The sequence below is a fragment of the Kocuria sp. CPCC 205235 genome, from assembly GCF_040980905.1.
GTDB classification, from domain to species: domain Bacteria; phylum Actinomycetota; class Actinomycetes; order Actinomycetales; family Micrococcaceae; genus Kocuria; species Kocuria carniphila.
This window is the reverse complement of sequence record NZ_JAVKPR010000007.1, coordinates 85,391-106,555: the sequence shown is the minus strand read 5'-3', so window position 1 is coordinate 106,555 and position 21,165 is coordinate 85,391. Positions and strand designations below refer to the sequence as shown.

Annotated in this window: 16 protein-coding genes and 1 pseudogene; 13 read left to right on the top strand and 4 right to left on the bottom strand. The window is 60.8% G+C overall.

Annotated features, from left to right (window positions below; all coding sequences use genetic code 11):
• Positions 1-317: 317 nt before the first annotated feature.
• Positions 318-1,631: an MFS transporter gene (locus RF638_RS07240; RefSeq protein WP_254049229.1), complete on the top strand. Its 1,314-nt coding sequence runs from the start codon at positions 318-320 to the stop codon at positions 1,629-1,631.
• On the opposite strand, the gene RF638_RS07235 is transcribed toward RF638_RS07240, so the two are convergent.
• The 3 genes from RF638_RS07235 to RF638_RS07225 form a co-directional block, all read right to left on the bottom strand.
• A complete protein-coding gene (locus RF638_RS07235) occupies positions 1,628-2,635 on the bottom strand; it encodes an o-succinylbenzoate synthase (RefSeq protein WP_095796501.1) in 1,008 nt (335 codons plus the stop codon). The two genes, RF638_RS07240 and RF638_RS07235, sit on opposite strands and share 4 nt — an antisense overlap.
• A 153-nt stretch (positions 2,636-2,788) precedes the next feature.
• Entirely contained in the window at positions 2,789-4,291 is a 1,503-nt protein-coding gene (locus RF638_RS07230) for a catalase (RefSeq protein ID WP_368629448.1), read from the bottom strand.
• A 76-nt stretch (positions 4,292-4,367) separates the two neighbouring features.
• Positions 4,368-4,874: a Fur family transcriptional regulator gene (locus tag RF638_RS07225; RefSeq protein WP_095796499.1), complete on the bottom strand. Its 507-nt coding sequence runs from the start codon at positions 4,872-4,874 to the stop codon at positions 4,368-4,370.
• Between the two features lie 494 nt (positions 4,875-5,368).
• Here RF638_RS07225 and RF638_RS07220 point away from each other — a divergent pair, with 494 nt between their 5' ends.
• The 5 genes from RF638_RS07220 (at position 5,369) to RF638_RS07200 (ending at position 10,677) form a co-directional block, all read left to right on the top strand.
• Positions 5,369-5,584, top strand: coding sequence for a hypothetical protein (locus tag RF638_RS07220; protein ID WP_143469922.1), 216 nt, complete (start codon positions 5,369-5,371; stop codon positions 5,582-5,584).
• A gap of 10 nt (positions 5,585-5,594) precedes the next feature.
• Entirely contained in the window at positions 5,595-7,001 is a 1,407-nt protein-coding gene (locus RF638_RS07215) for a glycosyltransferase family 2 protein (protein WP_368629449.1), read from the top strand.
• Positions 6,949-7,581, top strand: a complete 633-nt coding sequence (locus RF638_RS07210) for a family 16 glycoside hydrolase (protein ID WP_095796496.1) — start codon at positions 6,949-6,951, stop codon at positions 7,579-7,581. The genes RF638_RS07215 and RF638_RS07210 overlap by 53 nt, the downstream gene beginning before the upstream one ends.
• A 48-nt stretch (positions 7,582-7,629) precedes the next feature.
• Entirely contained in the window at positions 7,630-8,829 is a 1,200-nt protein-coding gene (wecB, locus tag RF638_RS07205; protein ID WP_368841671.1) for a non-hydrolyzing UDP-N-acetylglucosamine 2-epimerase, read from the top strand.
• Positions 8,830-8,901: 72 nt separating this feature from the next.
• Complete coding sequence (locus RF638_RS07200) at positions 8,902-10,677, top strand: DUF2334 domain-containing protein (RefSeq protein WP_368841670.1); 1,776 nt, start codon at positions 8,902-8,904, stop codon at positions 10,675-10,677.
• Positions 10,678-10,717: 40 nt separating this feature from the next.
• Here the strand turns inward: RF638_RS07200 and RF638_RS07195 are convergent.
• Positions 10,718-10,921, bottom strand: a pseudogene (locus RF638_RS07195) (catalase-related domain-containing protein); the annotation flags it as partial.
• A 599-nt stretch (positions 10,922-11,520) separates the two neighbouring features.
• On the opposite strand from RF638_RS07195, the gene RF638_RS07190 reads away from it, so the two are divergent.
• The 7 genes from RF638_RS07190 (at position 11,521) to RF638_RS07160 (ending at position 21,003) form a co-directional block, all read left to right on the top strand.
• Positions 11,521-11,943 (top strand): hypothetical protein, encoded by a 423-nt coding sequence (locus RF638_RS07190; protein ID WP_368841669.1) that lies wholly within the window; start codon positions 11,521-11,523, stop codon positions 11,941-11,943.
• 196 nt (positions 11,944-12,139) lie between these two features.
• Entirely contained in the window at positions 12,140-14,113 is a 1,974-nt protein-coding gene (locus tag RF638_RS07185; RefSeq protein ID WP_368841668.1) for an N-6 DNA methylase, read from the top strand.
• Entirely contained in the window at positions 14,110-15,378 is a 1,269-nt protein-coding gene (locus tag RF638_RS07180; RefSeq protein WP_368841666.1) for a restriction endonuclease subunit S, read from the top strand. Before RF638_RS07185 ends, RF638_RS07180 begins: the two co-directional genes overlap by 4 nt.
• Positions 15,378-18,536 (top strand): type I restriction endonuclease subunit R, encoded by a 3,159-nt coding sequence (locus RF638_RS07175; protein WP_368841664.1) that lies wholly within the window; start codon positions 15,378-15,380, stop codon positions 18,534-18,536. Before RF638_RS07180 ends, RF638_RS07175 begins: the two co-directional genes overlap by 1 nt.
• A gap of 49 nt (positions 18,537-18,585) precedes the next feature.
• A complete protein-coding gene (locus tag RF638_RS07170) occupies positions 18,586-19,071 on the top strand; it encodes a helix-turn-helix domain-containing protein (RefSeq protein WP_031272988.1) in 486 nt (161 codons plus the stop codon).
• Between the two features lie 6 nt (positions 19,072-19,077).
• Positions 19,078-19,698, top strand: coding sequence for a PIN domain-containing protein (locus tag RF638_RS07165; RefSeq protein WP_368841663.1), 621 nt, complete (start codon positions 19,078-19,080; stop codon positions 19,696-19,698).
• Positions 19,699-20,004: 306 nt separating this feature from the next.
• Complete coding sequence (locus tag RF638_RS07160) at positions 20,005-21,003, top strand: YeiH family protein (protein WP_368841662.1); 999 nt, start codon at positions 20,005-20,007, stop codon at positions 21,001-21,003.
• Positions 21,004-21,165: the final 162 nt, after the last annotated feature.

The window sequence follows — 21,165 nt, the reverse complement described above, 5'->3', positions numbered from 1 at the left end:
GTCCCCCTGGGTGACGACATGCGGATAGGCATGTCAGCGAGTTCTTTCGATGCATAGCTCATCACCCGTGGGTGATCCGGGTGCGACCGCAGATGAAACGGGAGGTTAATTGCTTGGCTACCCATCGGCGGATGTGCCGATGCCGTCTCGACCCGGTCCACGTGACCTCGTGTGTCATCAGTCTCATCGAATCCTTCGGTCCTGACTAGGCTGCTCATGCGGAGACTTCCCGATTCGCGCCAGCCGTCACCCAACACCGGTGACAATCCTCGAAAGGCATCTCTTTGGACATTCGTCGCGCCATTGATCAGTCCAGAATGTCCGTTTACCAGTGGGTCATCGTGGCCATGGCCACCTTCTTGAATGCCCTGGACGGCTACGACGTCCTGGCGATGGCGTTCACCGCAACCTCCGTGACTGCGGAGTTCGGGCTGTCCGGTTCCCAGCTGGGCTGGCTCTTGAGCGCTGGCCTGATCGGCATGGGCGCGGGCGCGCTGCTCCTGGGTCCCTTCGCGGACCGATATGGAAGGCGCAACATTCTGCTGGTCGCCTTGGTGCTGAACGGCCTGGGCTTGTTCTTGTCCGCAACGGCCGGGAGCGCCGTCGAGCTGGGGCTGTGGCGCGTGCTCACCGGGGTTGGCGTGGGCGGCATCCTGGCAACCATCACGGTTCTCACCAGCGAGTACTCCAACAATCGCAACCGTGGCATGGCCGTGAGCATTTACGCGGCCGGTTACGGAGTGGGTGCCACGCTCGGCGGCATGGGCGCAACCCAGTTGATCCCCGGCTTCGGCTGGCGTTCGGTGTTCCTCACCGGCGCGATCCTGACCGTGATCGGAATCGTGCTCACCGCCCTGATCCTGCCGGAATCCGTGGACTACTACCGCGCCCGCCGTCCCCGGGACGCCGCCGAAAAGATCGCTCGCATTGCTCGCCGCATTGGCCTGCCGAGTGACGTGGTTCTGGGCCCGCCCGACGCCGCAGCCAGCAACCAGGGCAGCGTGACACAACTCCTGAACGGCCGCTACCGCGTGCCCACCCTGATGCTGTGGATCGCGTTCATCGTGATCATGTTCGGCTTCTACTTCGCCAATTCGTGGACCCCCAAACTGCTGGTCGAGTCCGGTATGACAGAGCAACAAGGCATCGTGGGCGGCATCATGCTGACGATGGGCGGAACGTTCGGTGCGCTGCTCTACGGCGCGATCACCACCCGCCGCGATGCCCGCCTCACCCTGCTCGTGTTCTCGCTACTCTCCGCCGTGACGCTGGTGGTATTCATTACGACCACGTCCATGCCGACCCTCGCGTTCTTCAGCGGCGTGATCGTGGGCATGCTCATCAACGGTTGCGTGGCCGGCCTCTACACCGTGGCACCGCAGACCTATGCTCCCGCCGTGCGAACCACCGGCGTTGGCTGGGGCATTGGCGTGGGACGCATCGGCGCGATCCTGGCGCCCGTTCTGGTGGGCGTGCTGCTGGACGCCGGGTGGACCCCCACGCAGCTCTACATCGGTGTGTCCGTGATCGTGGTGCTCGCCGCGCTCGCGCTGCTCAAGCTGCGGCTGTACGAGGTGCCTATCGAGCCCGGGGCTGAGTCGCACGCCGCCGAGGCGAGCGCGGTGCGCTAACTCACCAGGTGTGCGTGGGCCCGGCGGATCCGGTCGAGCCACCAGTCCCGTCGCTCCCCCGTGACCGCGAATTCATCCAGCAGGCCTTCGTCCACGGCAACGTCTCGCACGGCGATGAAGCCGTCCTGCGGTTTGAGCGGTTCGCGGGTGACGTCCCCTTCCATGAGCGACAAAGTTCCCAGCCCGCACGCGTACGGCAGCTCAGGTAACGCTGCGGCCAAGGCAACGCCCGCGCGGATTCCCACCGAGCTGTCGATCGCAGAGCTGACGACGGCGGGCAGCCCCGCGTCCTGCACGATCTCAAGTGCTCGACGCACTCCCCCGAGCGGGGCCACCTTCACGATGATGAGATCCGCGGCCCACGCTCGGGCCACGGCGAGGGGATCTTCGACTTTGCGCACGGACTCGTCCGCGGCAATCTTCAGATCGATGCTCTTGTCCCGCAGCCGTTGCCGCACGGCAGCCAGGCCTTCGATGGTGGCCACGGGCTGTTCGGCGTATTCAAGGTCGTACACCGCCAACTCGGTCAGCGCCACGACGGCCTGATCCTGGTCCCAGCCCATGTTCGCGTCCACGCGAAGCTCCGCGTCAGGAAGGAGGTCGCGGACGGCGGCCACACGAGCGACGTCGTCAGCCAAGGACTGGCCGCGCTCGGCGACCTTGATCTTCACGGCGGGGACCGCGCCGCCGTACCCGGCGAGTACGTCACCCACCCGATCCGCGGGGACGGCGGGGACGGTTGCGTTGACCGGGATGCTCTCGCGAACGGGAGCGGGGAACCCCTGCCAGGCGGCTTCGATGCCAGCGCGGAGCCACTGCGATGCTTCGGCGTCCTGGTATTCGGGGAACGGACCGAACTCGCCCCACCCTGCGGGACCCCGGAAGATCGCGGTCTCGCGGACCGTGACCCCACGGAACTTCACGCGCATCGGGAGTGCGACCACGCGAACGGTATCGAGGAGAGCATCAACGGGCGGGAGATCCAGGGTGTGTGGGGAGGTCATGCTTCAAGGGTAGGTCCGCCCAATGGGAACGCTCGTGAACGGGTCGCGAAGCACCCGGGACATGCGAACGGCCCGACTGGAACATCCAGCCGGGCCGTTCACGCGGGTCCGTCAATCCCACCGCGCGGCGGCGGGGGATGAGGAATTTAGACCCTACTTGTCCTCGTCAACGCCCATGCCCGGGACGGAGTTGTCCTGGGCTGCGTCCTTGACGGCCTTTTCGATGCGCTCACCAATGGTGGCGTCCACGTTCTTCCAGTATTGGAAGGCGTTGGACAGCACCGGCTCCTGCACGCCGTCCAGGGCGCCGGCAACGGTCTCGACGAACCCGTCGCGCTCGGCATCCGAGAAGACCTCGCGGACCAGAATGCCTGCCTGCACAAAGTCACCGTCGTCCGCGCGGAGGGCTTGCGACTCGCGCACCAGGGCGCCGTCGTCCTCCCAACCGTTGTCCACGGGGCCGGTCTCGTCCGACCAGGAGTCACCGAAGGAGTTGGGTACGTACGTGCGGCGGTCACCGCTGTCGTGGTACCACATGTTGCCCTCGAAGTTGTAGGTGTGCACCTCGTTCTTCGGGCGGTTGACCGGCAGCTGCTGGAAGTTGGTGCCGATGCGGTAGCGCTGAGCATCCGCGTAGGCGAAGTTACGGCCCAGCAGCATGCGGTCCGGGCTCATGCCGATACCGGGAACCACGTTGGCCGGGGAGAAGCCGGCCTGCTCGATCTCCGCGAAGAAGTTCTTCGGGTTGCGGTTCAAGGTCATGGTGCCGACCTTGTGACGCGGGTAGTCCTTCTTGGAGATCGTCTTGGTGACGTCGAAGGGGTTGAAGCGGTAGGTCTTGCCCTCTTCGTAGGGGATGACCTGCACGTACAGATCCCACGAGGGGTGCTCGCCGCGCTCGATGGCGTCGAACAGGTCGCGGCGGTGAGCCTCAGCGTCAGAGCCGGCCAGTGCTTCGGCCTCTTCGTTGGAGAGGAACTCCACGCCCTGGTTGCTGATGAAGTGCCACTTGACCCAGAACTTCTCGCCGGCTTCGTTGACCCACATGAAGGTGTGGGAGCCGTAGCCGTTCATGTTGCGCCAGGTCTTGGGCAGGCCACGCGGGCCCATCAGGTAGGTCACCTGGTGAGCGGACTCGGGGTTCTGGGTCCAGAAGTCCCACTGCATGGTGCCGTCACGCAGGCCGGAGTCCGGCAGGCGCTTCTGCGAGCGGATGAAGTGCGGGAACTTCATTGGGTCGCGCACGAAGAAGATGGGGGTGTTGTTACCGACCAGGTCGAAGTTGCCCTCTTCGGTGTAGAACTTCAGCGCGAAACCGCGGACGTCGCGCCAGGTGTCCGGGGAGCCCAGCTCGCCGGCCACGGTGGAGAATCGAGCCAGCATGTCGGTCTTCTTACCGGGCTGCAGGAAGTCTGCCTTGGTCCACTTGGAGACGTCCTCGGTGACCTCGAAAGTACCGAAAGCGCCGGAGCCCTTGGCGTGCGGACGACGCTCGGGAACGTTCATGCGGTTGAAGTGCTGCAGGGTCTCCACCAGGTGGTGGTCGTGCAGAACGATCGCTCCATCGGGACCGGTGGTCAGCGAGTTGCGGTCGCTGACTGCGGGGATGCCCGCCTGAGTGGTTGAACCAGTGCCGTGCGGCATGGAATCCGTCATCACTTACTCCTAGGTTGGGTTGGGGACGGGTGAGAGAACCGGTCGACCCAGGTGGGTTTTCCGGAGTTGGGAGGGTCTACGTCAGGGTCATCGTCTTGTCGACCTGGTGAGCCGAGCAATCTGAACACACGCCTTGGTAGACCACGTCAGCCACGTGGATGTTCATCCCATGGGTTTCGGTGGGGACCAGACAAGGAGCGTGCCCAACAGCGCAGGCGACGTCCTCGATGCGCCCACACACCGTGCACACCGCATGGTGATGATTGTCGGCCACCCGAGTCTCGTACCGGGCAGGAGAGTTTGCCAGGTCAAGCTGGCGCAGCAATCCGGCCTTGGTGAGCGAGTGCAACACCACGTAGATGGACTGCACGGTAATGCTGGGCATCACCGTGCGGACGGCCGCAAGCACCTCGTCCGCGGTCGCGTGTGGGGATCGCTCCAATGCGTCCAACACCGCCAACCGGGGCTTGGTGACCCGCAGTCCGGCCTCACGGATCCGCGCAGCCCACGACAGGGGTTCGACGGCGCCGTGGCCGCCGTTCTCCTGGTCCTGCGGCTGCGAGGAAAGTGTGGTCGAGGTCATAGGTTCAATATGTCATATTTTGAGTTACTCATCAAAAGGTTTCGCGGGGGTTAACGAAGCGTGGCTGTTCTTGCCGGCAGAACTACCGCCCGCCTGCCGGGCGGTGAGGACAGGGCCTCGGTGACATCCCACTTTCCGACCCGCCGGGTGAGCGACGGCCGCAGAGCGGGCGTCCATCGCGGGAGCCGCGTTTCCCGAAGTGAAAAGGGATTTCACCCTGGAATCACCGGTGACCGGGACTTTCGGATTAGTCCCCTATTGTGCGGGCAACGAATTCGAACTCGTTGAAAAACCTTGCGGTAACTAGACTCTGGTGCCACACTGAGGTCAATCGGCACATCAACGATGAATGGCGCCGTGGGTCCTGTTGGGGAACGGGACTGATCCATTGGGGGAAACACATGTTCATAGCTTTAAGCACGCCTTTAAATAGCGTGGCCAGCATCTCGGAATCCGCGCAATCGATCCTACAAAGTGGCGGCCGACTACTACTGATGATCGCCATGGTGCTCTTCCTCGCCTACATGCTTTTCATGCTGTGCGCCGTGACCATCTCCAGCGCGTTCACCACCTGGCAGACGCTGCGGCAGCACTCCAGGGGCGGCGTTGCGACGGCGATCGCCGGCGGGTCACATGCATTGCACGCGGGTCGTCATGTTCGGGGCAGACACACGGCCACCACCGTGAATAAAGCTGCACGTCAACGGTAAAGAATCCGTCATGATCATATTTTTTGGGAACAGGATCGATTTGGTCCTATGGCTCGCAATTGCCCTGGTACTGGTTAGCGTCCTGTACGGATTGACGTTGTTGGTGCTTTCTCGTTTTGAACCTCGTGAACACAGAGTTCGCCCAGGTCACGCTATAAATTCCGATTCAGGAAAGACCGTGGTCTTCGTAGTTCCGTGTTTGAACGAGGATCGCGTCCTGGAAGCCAGCTTGGACCGTCTAACCAGTCTCACTTACCCGCGGACCCATATTCTCGTGATTGATGACGGGTCCGATGACGGCACCGCGGACATCGTTCGTTCACATCCGGACCCACGCGTTCACCTGTTCCAACGTGTCCTACCGGAAGCTCGTCAAGGCAAGGGTGAGGCTTTGAACGCGGCCATCCGTCACCTCGTGGCGGGTGAGTTGATCGCCGGGTTGCCGCAATCCGAAGTGATCGTATGCGTCATGGACGCGGACGGCCGATTGGACCCCCACACTCTGGGCGATGTCATGCCCCTGTTCTCCGACGAGCAACTGGGTGCCGTGCAGATCGGGGTTCGCATCAACAACCGGCAGCAGAACTTGCTGGCACGGATGCAGGATATCGAGTTCGTGCTGTTCACCCATGTTTTCCAGCGTGGGCGCCGACACCTGGGCAGCGTGGGGCTGGGCGGCAACGGTCAGTTCGTGCGACTGTCCGCGCTCACGGGATTGGGTCCGTCCCCTTGGTCACGCAGTCTCACCGAGGATCTGGATCTGGGTGTGCGCTTGCACATCGACGAGTGGGACATCGAGTTTTGCTCCACGTCCTCCGTCCACCAGCAGGGTCTGGTGGACGTCAAGCGGTGGATCAAGCAGCGCACCCGCTGGTTCCAGGGCCACCTTCAGTCCTGGAACCTCGTGCCCTGGGTCCTGCGTGATCTCGCGGGAACGCGCCGGGCGGACATTCTGTACCACTTGACCAGCCCCTTCCTTCTCTTGGTCACGTCGTTCCTGAGTGCGGCCTTCGCGTTCTGGGTCCTCGACATCCTGATCGGGATCGTCCTGGGTGAAGCGGTGGTCTCGCCATGGTGGCTTTCGGCCTACCTGGTGGCATTCGGCCCGGCTGTTCTGTTCGGTCTCGTCTACTGGTCGCAGGAGAAACATCACGGATTGAATCCGCTGGCGGCCATTGCACTGATCCACGGGTACGTTCTCTATGCCCTGCTCTGGTACGTGGCGGGCTGGAAGGCCGCCTACCGCGCCGTCGTCGGTCAGAACTCGTGGTCCAAGACGGAACGCAATGTCGAAAGCACGAACCAAGTGGATGCGTCCGCGGAGGAGCTGACCGGTGAGGCCTTACCTGAGGAAGTTCCTGGCAGTGCTGTTGGGAGTCGTGCTGCTGGCACTGTTGGTCACGGCGGGAGTCAATAACATGTGGCGATTCCAGCCCTGGGCGGACGGGGAAACCCATGGCCGGTGGACGGCGCTGTACAACGGCTACGGCCGCACCGTGGGCACGGACCAGCAAGTTGTGCTGGAACCCAAGGCGGCGACGTCCGCGGATGTCACCCACGGATCGCTCGTGCACACGAGCGAGACCTACCAGGACGCCGATTTTCAGATCACGGTGAAAACCGAGGAACAGGTGCGCGAAGGTTCTCCCAACGTGTGGGAGGTGGGCTGGGTGCTGTGGAATTTCCGGGACAACGATCATTTCTACGCCGTGGCTCTCAAGCCCAACGGCTGGGAGATTTCCAAGCAGGATCCCAAGTACCCGGGAAGTCAGCGATTCTTGGCCACAGGTGATGACATGACGTTTCCCATCGGTGAGGAATATCGAGTTGAGGTCAAGCAGGACTGGCCGCAAATGACCGTCAGCGTCAATGGCCATGTACTGGCCAAGGTCGTTGACAGGGAGCGGCCGTATCGCGGCGGCTCCATCGGTTTGTACACGGAAGACGCCCGGGTCCGCTTCATGGACCTCAGCGTGGCCGCCGCACCAGGCGACTGACGCTGGCTATCGGGGCGCCCTGGGCCGGCGCCCCTCAGGAGAGAGATCATGGTACGAGTAACCCCCCTTCAACCCATCACCGTCATGGCCGTCTACGGCACGCGCCCCGAGGGCATCAAGATGGCGCCCATCGTGTTGGCGCTGCAGAACGATCCACGTTTCCGAGTGCGGGTGGTCGTGACGGGCCAGCACCGGGAGATGCTGGACCAGGTCAACCAGAATTTCGGCATCGTGCCGGATCACGACCTGAACATCCACTCCCCCGGTCAAACCCTCACGCAGATCAGCGCCCGCACGCTCGAGGGGCTGACGCGGATCCTCCAGACGGAACGTCCAGATGCCGTGCTGGTGCAGGGCGACACGACCACGTCGTTCATTGGCGCTCTGGCCGCCTTCTACTCCGAAATCCCGGTGGTTCACACCGAGGCCGGGCTACGCACGGGGAACAAGTCATCGCCGTTTCCGGAGGAGATCAACCGCCGACTCACGGGCCAGATCGCGAGTTTGCATCTGGCCCCGACCGCCGAGAGTCGCGAGAATTTGCTCCGGGAAAACGTGGCGGCCGCGGACATCGTGGTCACGGGAAATTCTGTGATCGATGCCCTGTTGGTCACCGTGGCGGCACAGCCTCGGATTGACGACGCCGCTCTGGTCCAGCGGCTCGACCGGGGTCACCCGGTCGTCCTGGTCACGGCGCACCGCAGGGAATCGTGGGGCGAACCGCTGAAGTCAGTGGGCCGCGCCATCGCAGCCTTGGCACGGAGGCATCCCGACCACGATTTCATTTTCCCGGCGCACCGCAATCCTCTGGTGCGAGAGTCCATCGGGCCCGCCATTGAGGGGTGCGAGAACGTGATGATGATCGAACCGCTGCCCTATGCGCAGTTCTGCGCGCTGATGGAACGGTCGAAGATCATTCTCACGGACAGCGGGGGCGTCCAGGAAGAAGGCCCTTCATTGGGCAAGCCCGTTCTGGTGATGCGCGAGACCACGGAGCGCCCGGAAGCCGTTGACGCGGGAACGGTGAAGTTGGTGGGGACCGACAAGAACACCATTGCCCGTGAGGTGTCCACACTCATCAGCAATCCCCTCGCGTACGAGCGGATGTCACGCGCGCTCAATCCGTACGGCGACGGCCGCGCCGCCGAACGCACGGTGCACGCGCTCGCCCGGCACTTCGGCATGGGGGATGCCGTTGAAGAGTTCAGCTTTGGCGAACCGTCGTTGGTGCGCACCGCTGTCGGCTAAGCCTTTCGCAAGGTGTTCGGGCTTGGACGGACACCCATTTCTCGATCCACATCACGTTCAGGCGGGGGAGCCATGAGCAAAACTTTTGAATTGACGCGGGGCCAACGTGCGGCCTGGGTGGCGGGGCTGCTGGTGCTGGTACTCGTGTCCGCCGCCGTAGTTTTCGGGCTGACCAACGACTCGTTGCGGGAGGGTCAGGGTTCACCTCTGGCCAGGGAGTACACCACCGTCTCCGACGGGGATCCGGGCGGCTCGGAAGCGGCTTATGCCGAGAAGTTCGGTCAGGAGGGCAAGGCGTCCACGCTGGTGCTCTATGACAAAACGGGCAAGTCCGCCTCGGACGGCGAGCTCTACGCCGTAGCGACGGGGAACCTGGTGACGCATTTCGGCACCGCGGAGATCAAACCGGTGGCTGATTACGCGGACAATGCCATGAGCGCTTACGACGCGGTGGTGTACATCGGGACGGATTCAGCGGTCACTCCCCCGGAGGGTTTCCTGGATGATGTTCTGACCTTGGACACTCCGGTGATGTGGGTGGGCGAGAATCTCAACGCCATGTCGGGCGGCCAAGGCGACCGAGCGGCGTCGTTCCGTGAAAAATTTGGCTGGGACTCGGGCGAGACCCAGACCGTGAGCAGCGACCTGCTGTATTCGGTGCGCTACAACGACCGGGACGTGGCGCGATACACCGATTCCGTGGAGACCGTGGAATCGCCCGTCGTGGGATCCGGCGATTCCGTGGAAGTGCTGGCCAGCGCGCAGTGCCGGAAGGACGACGCCCCGGTTTCGTGCGTGGCTGACGACGCCGACGGCGCTCAGGACGTCCCGTGGGCGGTGCGTTCCAAGAATCTGACGTTCGTGAGCGAAATTCCACTGGATTACATCGACGAGAATGATGTCTACCTGATCTATTCGGACTTGTTCTATGGTCTTCTGGCCCCCGATACCGCCCCGGTCAAGCAGGCCGCGGTGCGTCTGGAAGATGTGGGACCCGAGTCCGATCCGGCCGACCTGCGTGCCATGGCCGATTATCTTCAGGGTGCCGGTGTTCCGTTCCAGGTGGCCGTGATGCCCATTCACATTGCTAAGACGCCCGACGAAAACGACTGGTACGGGCTGAGTCTGCTGGACCGTCCCGAGATCGTGGACGCGCTCAAGTACATGCAGGATCGCGGCGGCACGCTGATTCAGCACGGCACTACACATCAGTTCGGCACGGGTGACAATCCGTACAGCGGCCGCACGGGCGAGGATTACGAGTTCTACCGCTTCGGGTGCAGCGCGACGGCGCAGCAGCCGTTCGAGTTCGGGGAGTGTGAGAACACCTCGTACATTCGCCAGATCGGCAGAGTGTCCGAGGATGCCGTGGAGCAGCACAAGGCACGCATCGAGAAAGGCCGTCAGGTCATGATCGATGCGGGGCTGGGTGAGCCGGAGATTTTCGAAACCCCGCACTACGCCGCCTCACCGAACGCCTACGCCGCAATGACCGAGGTCTACAACGCCCGGTACGAGCAGAGCGACTACTTCGCGGGCATTCTTTCCGGGGAACCCAGTGAGGCCGGGCGCGCCTACAGCCAGCACTTCCCGTACGCGGTGCATGACATTTACGGCAGCAAGGTGTACCCGGAGAACCTGGGCAACATCACCGAGGCCGAACAGAACAACCACGCCACCCGCGACCCGAAGTTCCTGATCTCCCGGGCCGAAGCGCACCTGGCCGTTCGAGAATCCACGGCGAGCTTCTTCTTCCACCCCTACCTGGACATCAACTACCTCAAGGAGACGGTGGAGGGCATCCGGGGGCTGGGGTACGAGTTCGTGCCGGTCACTGACCTTCAGTAGGGCCGCCCTGGTACGACGCCGCCCGAGTTTTGGTGGACGGCACGGGCTCCTGTATTCCATCCAGGGCGCCGGCAACGGTCTCGACGAACCCGTCGCGCTCAGCATCCGAGAAGACCTCGCGGACCAGAATGCCTGCCTGCACAAAGTCATCGTCGTCCGCGCGGAGGGCTTGCGACTCGCGCACCAGGGCGCCGTCATCCTCCCAACCGTTGTCCACGGGGCCGGTCTCGTCCGACGAGGGACCAGCGACGGCGCAGATGACGTCCTCGAGGCGTCCACAAAGCGTGCACTACCTCTGAATTCGCGAAGACTGTCTTTACAAGCGCGTTCAGTGGCGGGTAAACATGCGGCCGTTTCACCCCAAGCTCTTCTGCTGCGATGGCACTGTTGAGTCCCAGTCGGCGAGCTAGAATATCGAGAAGTTTCCACGCGTTTGAACTCCACCGTCTACTAAGGCGCTGATACCAGCTTCTGCGAGCCACTTTGATCGCATCCACGAGGTGGTGCGCATAGTTCACGGCTCCCATCGATACTTCTGCAAGCTGAGGAACGATCAGTACTTCATCGTCAGACTGGTAAGTAATTGAGAGCGACGGGTTGTCGCTCATGTCCTCCAACGGCCCTGCGGAGTCTGATACCGCCACATTGCGAGTCACGCCCAGTGCCGCAACACCAACTGCATAAGCACCCCCCGTACCACCGAATCAATTTCTGATCAGTAAATGGAGTTCCAGTTGCAACTCTGTGTCACTTCAAGGGGCTAGAATAATAATGAATATCTAGGCAAAAACTCCATTGCTCTTATAACTGCAAGGGCTAAATTGACCTGAAGGGAGAATCTGAATGGAACTTCAAGGACAGTTTTTTATCATGGGCACAGGCCCAGTCACACAAAAATTTCGAGAAGAGTTCGAGGATGACGGCCTCAGACCACCCACGACTGGGGTCGGCAGCGCAACTAGCGGCACGGAGCCGTTGCAGGAGATCGTATCCGCCTGGTTTTACCTCGAAGCTATGTCCCCAGGCCTTGCTGGTGCTATAGCCTCCGAAGCAGTTCACTCTGTGCACTACATCGTGAGTCGGATGACGCACTGGTTCAAATCCGGCGAATCCCTGGCCCCTGACGCGAGGAATCACATAGCCATCACCTTAGGCGGTCCGAACGACCCAACTCGGCGTGACATAAAGATCGAACTCGGACCCGATTACAGCGCCGATGACATTGCGAAAATTGTCCGGTCGACCCTGGAGAACCCGAATATCTGACCAGGTGCATTTTGCGTTCCGCCCTTCTTGCAAAGCCGCTTGAATCTGCCTACAGCGAAAGGAAACTACGGCCTTGGCTAAGCCGCCATTCCAAGGCGAGCGAACCTGACACGTAAGCGTGTGCCTGAACCCTGCAGCAAAAGGCTCATAGACTGCCTTCTGACCCCCGAACCACCAAGTAAGGCAGCGATCCACAGTGTTCAACCACGCATCCTTCATCTGGGGTGCCGCAGATATCCTCCGCGGCACCTACAAGCAGCACGAGTACGGCGACATCATCCTGCCGTTCACGGTCCTGTTCCGATTGGATGCCGTATTGGCGCCCACCAAGGAAGCTGTCCTTGAGGCCATCGGCCCCACCTATGTGGACACCGAGCCGCCCATCGCCATGCTCCGCAACCGAGCACAGCACCCCTACAGCTTCTTCAACCGATCCCAGCATGACCTCAAGTCATTGCAAGGCGATCCAGACAACCTTGAAGAGAACCTCCGCGACTACGTCAACGCCTTCTCGAGCAACGTGCGGGACATCTTCCTGCGGTACAAGTTCGAGGACACCATCGTGGACCTCGCCTCCCACGACCTCCTTCTGCAGATCCTCCAGCACTTCTCCAAGGCCAACCTCCACCCGGATGCGGTCAGCAACGAGAAGATGGGCCACATCTTCGAAGAACTGATACGCAAATTCGCCGAGGCCTCCAACGAAACCGCCGGTGAGCACTTCACCCCGCGCGAAGTCATCGACCTCATGGTCACGCTCCTCCTCAACGGCGAGGAAGACCTCTCAACGCCCGGAGTGATCCGTGAGGTCTACGACCCCACCGCCGGCACCGGCGGCATGCTCTCCGTCGCCGACGACAAGATCAAGAAACTCAACAGCCAGGCTCAGGTCAACCTCCTCGGCCAGGAGATCAACCCCGCGTCCTACGCCATCTGCAAGGCGGACATGGTGGTCAAGGGCCAACCCATCGACAACATCGTCCTGGGCAACACCCTCACCAACCCTGCGTTCGAGAACCGCACCTTCCACTACTGCCTCTCCAATCCGCCATTCGGCGTGGACTGGAAGCAGAACCGCAAAGAAGTCGAGTCCGAACACACACTCGCCGGGTTCAGCGGCCGCTTCGGCCCGGGCCTCCCCCGCGTCTCGGACGGCTCGCTCCTTTTCCTTATGCACCTGATCTCCAAGATGCGCGAGCCCAACGCCAGCCAACCGGAAACTGCTGCTGGCCGCGCGGCCATTGTCCTCAACGGCTCCCCACTATTCACCGGCGGCGCAGGCTCAGGCGAGTCGAACATCCGCAAATGGGTCCTCGACAACGACTATTTGGAAGCCATCATCGGCCTCCCCACGGACATGTTCTACAACACCGGCATCTCCACCTACATCTGGGTGCTGTCCAAAGACAAGGCCCCGGAACGCCGCGGCAAGGTCCAGCTCATCGACGCCACCGACGTGTTCGTTAAGATGCGCAAATCCGTTGGTTCCAAGCGCAAGGAACTATCGCCACAAAACATTGAGGACATCGCCACCCTTTACGACGCGTTCGCCGAATCCAAACGATCCAAGATCTTCCGCACCGAGGACTTCTTCTACCGCACCATCACGGTCGAGCGTCCCCTCAAGTTGAACTTCGCCTACACCGCCGACCGCATCGAGCGCGTTATGGCCGCCAAACAGATCGCGAAGCTCCCCGCCGACGACGCCGCTTCGCTCCGTTCCGCCCTCGACCTCCAGTCCCAGCGTTCGTCCGGTGAGGCCTTCACCAACCGAGATAGCTTCAGCAAGCACCTGACGGATGTGCTGAATGAAGCGGGCCTCGCCCTGAAACCAGCGGTTCTCAAAGTAGTCGTCAACGAGCTCAGCGAACGGGATGGGGATGGCGAGGTCGTGCTCAACCGGGTTCGCAAGCCAGAGCCGGACTCCACACTGCGGGATACCGAGAACGTTCCCTGGGATCAGGACATCCACGAGTACCTGGAACGTGAGGTAAAGCCTTTCGTTCCTGATGTATGGATCGACGAATCCAAAACTCGAGAAGGTGCAGAAATTCCGTTCACTCGGCACTTCTACGAGTACGTACCCCCGCGACCGCTGGAAGAGATTGACCGTGATCTCGATGAGGTTCTTGGACGTATCCGTGCGCGGCTGGAAGAGGTGAAGCGATGAACAGCCCAACCACGCCTAAATTTCCGTTGGCACCTATTCGGCGAGTTACCTCCAATCTGGATCATCTGCGGGTTCCCTTGAATGCGTTAGAACGAGCCGAGCGCCCGGGTTCGATTCCTTACTGGGGCGCTAATAGCGTCGTAGATCATGTAGATACGCCGATTGTGGACGGAAAAATAATTCTTATCGGGGAAGATGGGGCCCCATTCTTAGACAAAGACCGACCCGTCGCTTTTTCATTAAATGAACCCATCTGGCCCAATAACCATGTACACGTTTTACGTGCGACAGGCGGCAATGATCACCGGTTTATCAGCTTCGCACTTAATGCAGTAGACTATCGTCTCTATATCAAAGGGTCGACTCGGGATAAATTGAACCAAGCCGATCTTTCATCTATCAATATCCCTCTACCAGCCCCTTCAGTCCAGCGCAGGATCGCGGACTACCTCGACCAGGAGACCGCCGAAATCGATGCCTTCATCAATGACCAACAAAAGTTTATTGAACTGCTCGTTGAGCACCGAATGGCTAGCGTGGGAACTAAAATTCGATACCCAAGCATATTTCATGATAGCTCGCTCTTGAAACATGAATTGGCCCCACTTAAGCGGTTTGGACACGTATCTCTAGGAAAGATGCTCGACACAAAGGCTGCGTCAGGCGATGATTTACATCTGGACTACCTGAGAGCAGCCAATGTCCAACCAATGGGATGGCTCAAATTGGACGACATGAAGAAGATGCGTTTTACTACGAACGAAAAGCGCGCATTGGACCTCAGAGAGGGAGATGTCGTTGTCGTTGAGGGCGGTGTCGGTGGATATGGGCGCGCGGCGTTCGTCCCCAAAGACCTACCTGAAACTGGCTTTCAGAACTCCATCATTCGAGTACGCCCAACACTCGATAATGACGGGCGTTATCTCACCTACGCGTTGATTTTATTGCGTCACCGTGGATATATAACGACAGTATCGTCGGTGGCCTCCATGCCTCATTTCACCGCAGAAAAGGTCGCCCGCACCCCCATACCCATAGCAACCTTGGACGAACAACGAGGCACCGCCGACTCTCTTGACGATCTTTGGCAGTCACATGAAGTCCTGTCATCCGAAGCTGCGCAGGCGATCGCCCTCGCCCGCGAACGCCGCGCCGCACTCATCACAGCTGCGGTCACGGGTCAGATCGACGTCACAGCAAAGAACAAACCTGCAGCAGAACAGCTCGAAGACGACATCGCTCAGGGTCTATACAAGGAGTCCTAGTGAACGCACTGCACCAGGAGATAGAGCTGCAGCGGGAGATCGCTGAGTACCTCGAAGATCATGGGTGGCTTCACTCCCCCAATTCCTCGGGCTATGACAGGGAGCGGGCGCTGTTCCCCGAGGATGTCCTGGACTGGCTAAAGGACACCGATCCGGACAACTTCGCCCGCATCGTTCCGAATACCGACAACGATTCGATCCGGGCCAAAGGGGAACGCCGCATCCTGGACCGCATTGCAAGTCAACTAGAGCAGCCAGAGAAGGACGGCGGCGGCGTCCTCAATGTCCTCCGCAAGGGATTCTCGGTTCCCGGTGCCCGCCAGTTCAAAATGCTCCAGATGCCTCCGGCAGATGATCGCAATCCCAACATCGTGGACAAGTACGCCAAGAACCGCCTACGCATAGTTCAAGAAGTCCGCTATTCCATGAAGAAAGCAGACCGCATCGACCTAGTGCTGTTTCTGAATGGTCTGCCCATGGCAACCATCGAGATCAAGACCAACTACACGCAGTCGCTTCAGGACGCTATCCAGCAGTACAAGGTTGATCGCGTCCCGGCAGGCGAGCCGCTGCTCACTTCGTTCCGCGGCGCTTTGGTTCATTTCGCGCTGACCGACAACGACGTCTACATGACCACTGATCTCAAGGGTGGGGAGACGTTCTTCCTCCCCTTCAATAAGGGGCACAACAACGGAGCAGGAAACCCTCCATGTCCTGACAGCGCAAAGTCCTCCTACTTCTGGCGAGAGGTCTTGGACAGGGACACCTGGATCAACATCCTGACCAAGTTCGTTTATGCGAACCACGAGAAGAAGAAAGACCCCAAGACGGGGCGGGAAACCGCTCAGGCCCAGATCCGCTTCCCTCGTTACCACCAGTGGCGTGCGGTCACGCGTTTGACCCAGGCAGCTCGCGAGGACGGACCTGGCAACAAGTATCTGATTCAGCACTCAGCCGGCTCAGGCAAGACCGACTCTATTGCGTGGACTGCTCACCGCATGGCCAGCCTCCATACGGCGGAGGGCGAGAAGGTCTTCGACACAGTCTTCGTGATTGCGGATCGTCAGGTCCTGGATCGGCAGCTGCAGGACGCGGTTGACCAGCTTGTGAACACAACAGGCCAGTTCCAACCGATTACGTCGGGCAACGAGGGCTCCAAAACCAAGAAGCTCCTTGAAGCACTGACGGCCAGCGTGCCGATCATCGGCGTGACCCTGCAGACCTTCCCCTACGCGTTGTCCAAGATCCGCGAAGAAGGCGGCACCTTCGCGGGTAAACGCTTTGCTGTGATCGCGGATGAGGCGCATTCGTCGCAAACGGGCGCGGCGGCGTCGTCGGTGAAGGACCTGTTGTATCTGAACGACCCCTCGGCAGCGCAGGTGAGCGAGGACACCGAGCTGGAACCCGGCGCTGACCAGGATGCGCTAGTACAGATGGCCGCCCAGGCCGATGACGGCAAGCGCATCAGCTACTTCGCCTTCACCGCCACGCCCAAAGCCAAGACCTTGGATCTCTTTGGCATCAAGGATGGGGACGGCAAACCCCAACCGTTCGACCTGTACTCGATGAAGCAGGCCATCCAGGAGGGCTTCATCCTGGATGTGCTCAAGAACTACACCTCGTACGAATTGGCCGCTCGCATCGCCCTGCGAGGCGCCGACCTTGAAAACGTGCCGGAGGGTAGAAAGCGGGAGGCAGCGGCGTCGTCAACAGAAACCGAAGTGGACGTGCGCAAGGGAACGCGCGCGTACATCGGGTTCGTGGAGCTGCACCCCACCAACGTGGATTCCAAGGTGCGGGTGATCATCGACCACTACCAGAACACGGTGCGTCATGAACTGGGCGGGCGTGCCAAGGCCATGGTGGTCACTAGCTCCCGCGCGGCGGCGGTGCGGTATCAGCGTGCGTTCCAGAAGCACATTGAGCAGGAAAACCTGCCGCTGAAAACCCTGGTCGCGTTCTCGGGGTCACTGCCGGACCCAGATGTCTCCGCTCTCCCGGGTGTGGAGGTGCCCGAGGTGACGGAATCGTCCATGAACCCCGAGCGCCACGGGCGGGACCTGGCCGAGCTGTTCAAGCAGGACGACCAGAACATCCTGGTGGTCGCCAACAAGTACCAGACCGGATTCGATCAACCGCTGCTGGTTGCCATGTATGTGGACAAGCAGCTGTCCGGAATCGCTGCGGTGCAGACGCTCTCCCGTCTGAATCGCCGGGCGGACGGCAAGGACAACACGTACGTGCTGGACTTCGCCAACGACCCGGAGAAGATTCTCGAGGCGTTCCAGGAGTACTACGAGAAAGCCGAGATCGAGACCGCGTCCGATCCGGACCTGGTGGCCAAGCAGATGACCAAGCTGGATGCTTCGGGCATTTACACGCGTGGCGAGGTCAACCAAGTGTGGAGCGCGTGGACCAAGGTGCGGGGTAAGCACAGTGGCCTCTCGGCGGGCATGGACCCCGCGGTCGAGCGATTCATGCACAAGTGGGAGCGCGCGATTTATGAGGACGACGCCGAGGCTCGCCAGCAGCTCGAGGAGTTCCGTTCGCTGCTGAGCAACTATGTGAAGGCCTACGCGTTCTTCTCGCAGATCCTGAATTTCGGCGACGAGTACTACTTGAAGTTGTCGGTATTCGCGGATCTGCTAGCGCGTCGACTCAATTCGGAGCTGGATTCGGGCGCGCGGGAAATCGTGGACGCCGACGATGTGGTGCTCACCCATTACCGGCTGGAGAAGCAGCGCGAGGCTGACTTGAAGCTCCAAGAGGGCGAGGCCTCTGGACTGCAGGGCATGACCGAAGCCGGGATGAAGCGCGAGCAGGAGCGGAAGCGGGCTGCCAAGGCGGAGTTGATCGAGAGGGTCAATGAACTGTTCGGGGATTTGGAACTCGGGGAACAGTTCCTGGTGGCTGGTATGGAGCAGTACACATCCATCGTGGCCGAAGACGAGAAGCTCAAGATGCAGGCGCGGAACAACACCAAGGCGGACTTCGCGTTCTCACCGCACCTGGTGGAGCGGTCCGGGGACGGCGTGTGGTCCCAGCAGATGGGGTCGGCCGAGTTCTCTAAGCGGTTGCAGGAGCTGGGACAGCGGGAGTTGGTGTCGCTGCTGCTGGCTAACGGGTTGTATGAGCGGTTGCGTGGGGAGGCTAGTTAGGGCCACGGGTACCGTTTCGAATATTTCGATTATTTACTACACTGGAGTCATGACAACCAACGCCCAGGAACGATCAACCGTGGCGCCCAGCCCTGCGCATAAGGAAGAGCTCAAGGCTCTTTCTCGATTCCTCGATGGCACTCCCGCCGCGAAAGACAGGCAGATCCCCTACCTTGTGTCCCCCGCTGGCGACAAGCAGGAGATCCCCGCAGAGGTCTACTTCTTGCTTACTCACGTGGTGGACGCGCTCGCCAACGATCGAGGCGTGTCTGTGGTGCCTACCAACACAAGGCTGACCACCCAACAAGCCGCCGATCACCTTGGGATCTCCCGCCCAACGTTGGTAAAGCTGTTGGAGCAAGGTGACATCCCTTTCACGAAAGTTGGCAGGCATCGCAGAGTGCTTCTGACTGACCTCGTTGGTTACGAAAAAGATCTAGAGGAACGACGTCGCGAAGGTCTCCGACTGGCGACCCAAGAAGCAGCGAACGACGGCACCTACTTCGACACTCCAACAGACTCGTCCACTCGGTGACCGATTATGTCGTTTCCAGTGGTACTCGATGCCTGTGTGCTGATCCCGATGCCAATCACAGATCTACTCCTTCGCTTAGCAACAGCCAAACAGTTCAGGCCGCTTTGGTCGGATGAAATTTTGGACGAGGTAGAGCGTAACTTGGTAGGGAAGCTCAGCAAGGAGCCATCAAGCGCCCGCAGGCGAGTAGACGCCATGCGGAACTTCTTCCCCGACGCTCTTGTAGAGAACTACGAGAGCTTAGTGCCAGGCATGACCAACGATCTCAAGGACCGGCACGTGCTGGCAGCTGCGGTGCGAGCAGGTGCTGAGCTCATTGTTACTTTCAATGGGAAAGACTTCCCCGCCACCTCGCTCAGGCCTTACGACATTGGGGTTAGATCTCCCGATGACTTCCTCCTCGATCAATTGGACTTAGACACTCCAACGGTGTGCGCGATCGCTCATGAAGTGGTCACAGATATGCGTAATCCGAAGATAACTTGGGGTGAATATCTTCACGGACTATCCCAGGCGGGACTGCCACTGTTCGCCAATGAACTAGCTCAGAAAGCACCTTCGTTCGCAGCCGGTCACGAGGGCGCACCTCAGCGGAGATTTGGTCAATCTCGGACCGTTGACAATTGAGCACGCTCTCGAGCTGGCGGAGGCCATTGCGGAAGACGATCTCTACAAGGTCGGGTTCACCCGGCGCCAAGCAGGACGGGGTACTGCGCAATCACGGTGTACGGCGGGAGGGAAACGTGGGCGACGTCGTCGTCTTTTCGATCATCGACCGCGAGTGGCCCACCGTGCGGCTGGGGCTGAGTGAGAAAGTCCGGTCATTCACCGATTAGGGTCTGACATGCGCGTTCAGTGCATCGTAAGCGACCGCCGAGTAACCACGCCTCCAGCTCCGGAGGCCGCCGCGCTATTGGCGGTAGGTTCGGAGGCATGGTCGGCAGTGTCAGGGAGACAACACATCTCATTCCGGGGGTAGCTGTCTGCCTTCTGGTTGCCGGCGTTTCTTGGCTCGTTTCGGGAGCCATTCCAGGACTCAGTGCCCTCTTGATCGCCATTTTGTTAGGTGCCCTGTGGCGCAATCTGCTGCCGCTCCCGGAGACCTTGAACTCCGGCGTGGACTTCTCCTCCGTGAAGCTGCTGCGCACGGGGATCATCCTTCTGGGCTTCCAATTGTCACTGTCGACCATTCTCGATCTGGGGCCGGGCGTGCTGCTCGTAGTGCTGATGTCCGTGGCCGTGACCTTCGGGGCAACCCTGTGGATCGGCCACTTGATGGGCATCGGCTTGGCTCAGCGGTTGCTGATCGCGTCCGGATTCTCGATCTGCGGTGCAGCTGCCGTGGCGGCCACGGAGGACGCTGCCCGCGCTAGTAAAGAGGAAACGGCCACAGCACTGGCCTTGGTGGTCTTCTTCGGAACCTTGATGATCCCGCTGGTTCCTTTCATGGGGCATCTGCTGGGCTTGCCGGATGAGTCCTTGGGCATGTGGATCGGCGGCTCCACGCACGAGGTGGCCCAGGTCGTGGCGGCGGGTGGCGCCGTCGGCGGAGGTGCGTTGGCTGTTGCCGTGACTGTGAAGTTGGCCCGTGTGCTCATGCTGGCCCCGGTCATCGCTGGCATCACCGTGTACATGAACAGGAGAGGCGAGCAGCGCACCGGCAAGCGCCCACCCTTGGTCCCGCTGTTCGTGGTGGGTTTCGTGATCGCCATGCTGGTCCGCTCAGCCGGGGTTCTCCCAAAAGGAGTTCTCGAGGTCTTACAAGTTGTGCAGACCCTTCTACTGGCTGCCGCCATGTTCGCGTTGGGGCTGGGCGTGCATTTCAAATCTCTACTGAAGGTGGGTGGACGCCCGGTGATCCTGGGGCTGCTCTCCACGTTGGTGATCATGGCAGTGTCGCTGGGTGGGACGTTGGTGTTTCCGCCGGCGTAGCGAACGTGGTCAATTCGAAGCCCATTGCCTCACATGAATCAGATTATGACCGGTTAGACATGAATCACCCTCTGTAGTGTTGCGCATCACACAATGACGGTAAGAATGGACAACGCCGGTTTTCGCGACCGCGCGGCGCCTTTTGATCCTCGCGCCCATGCC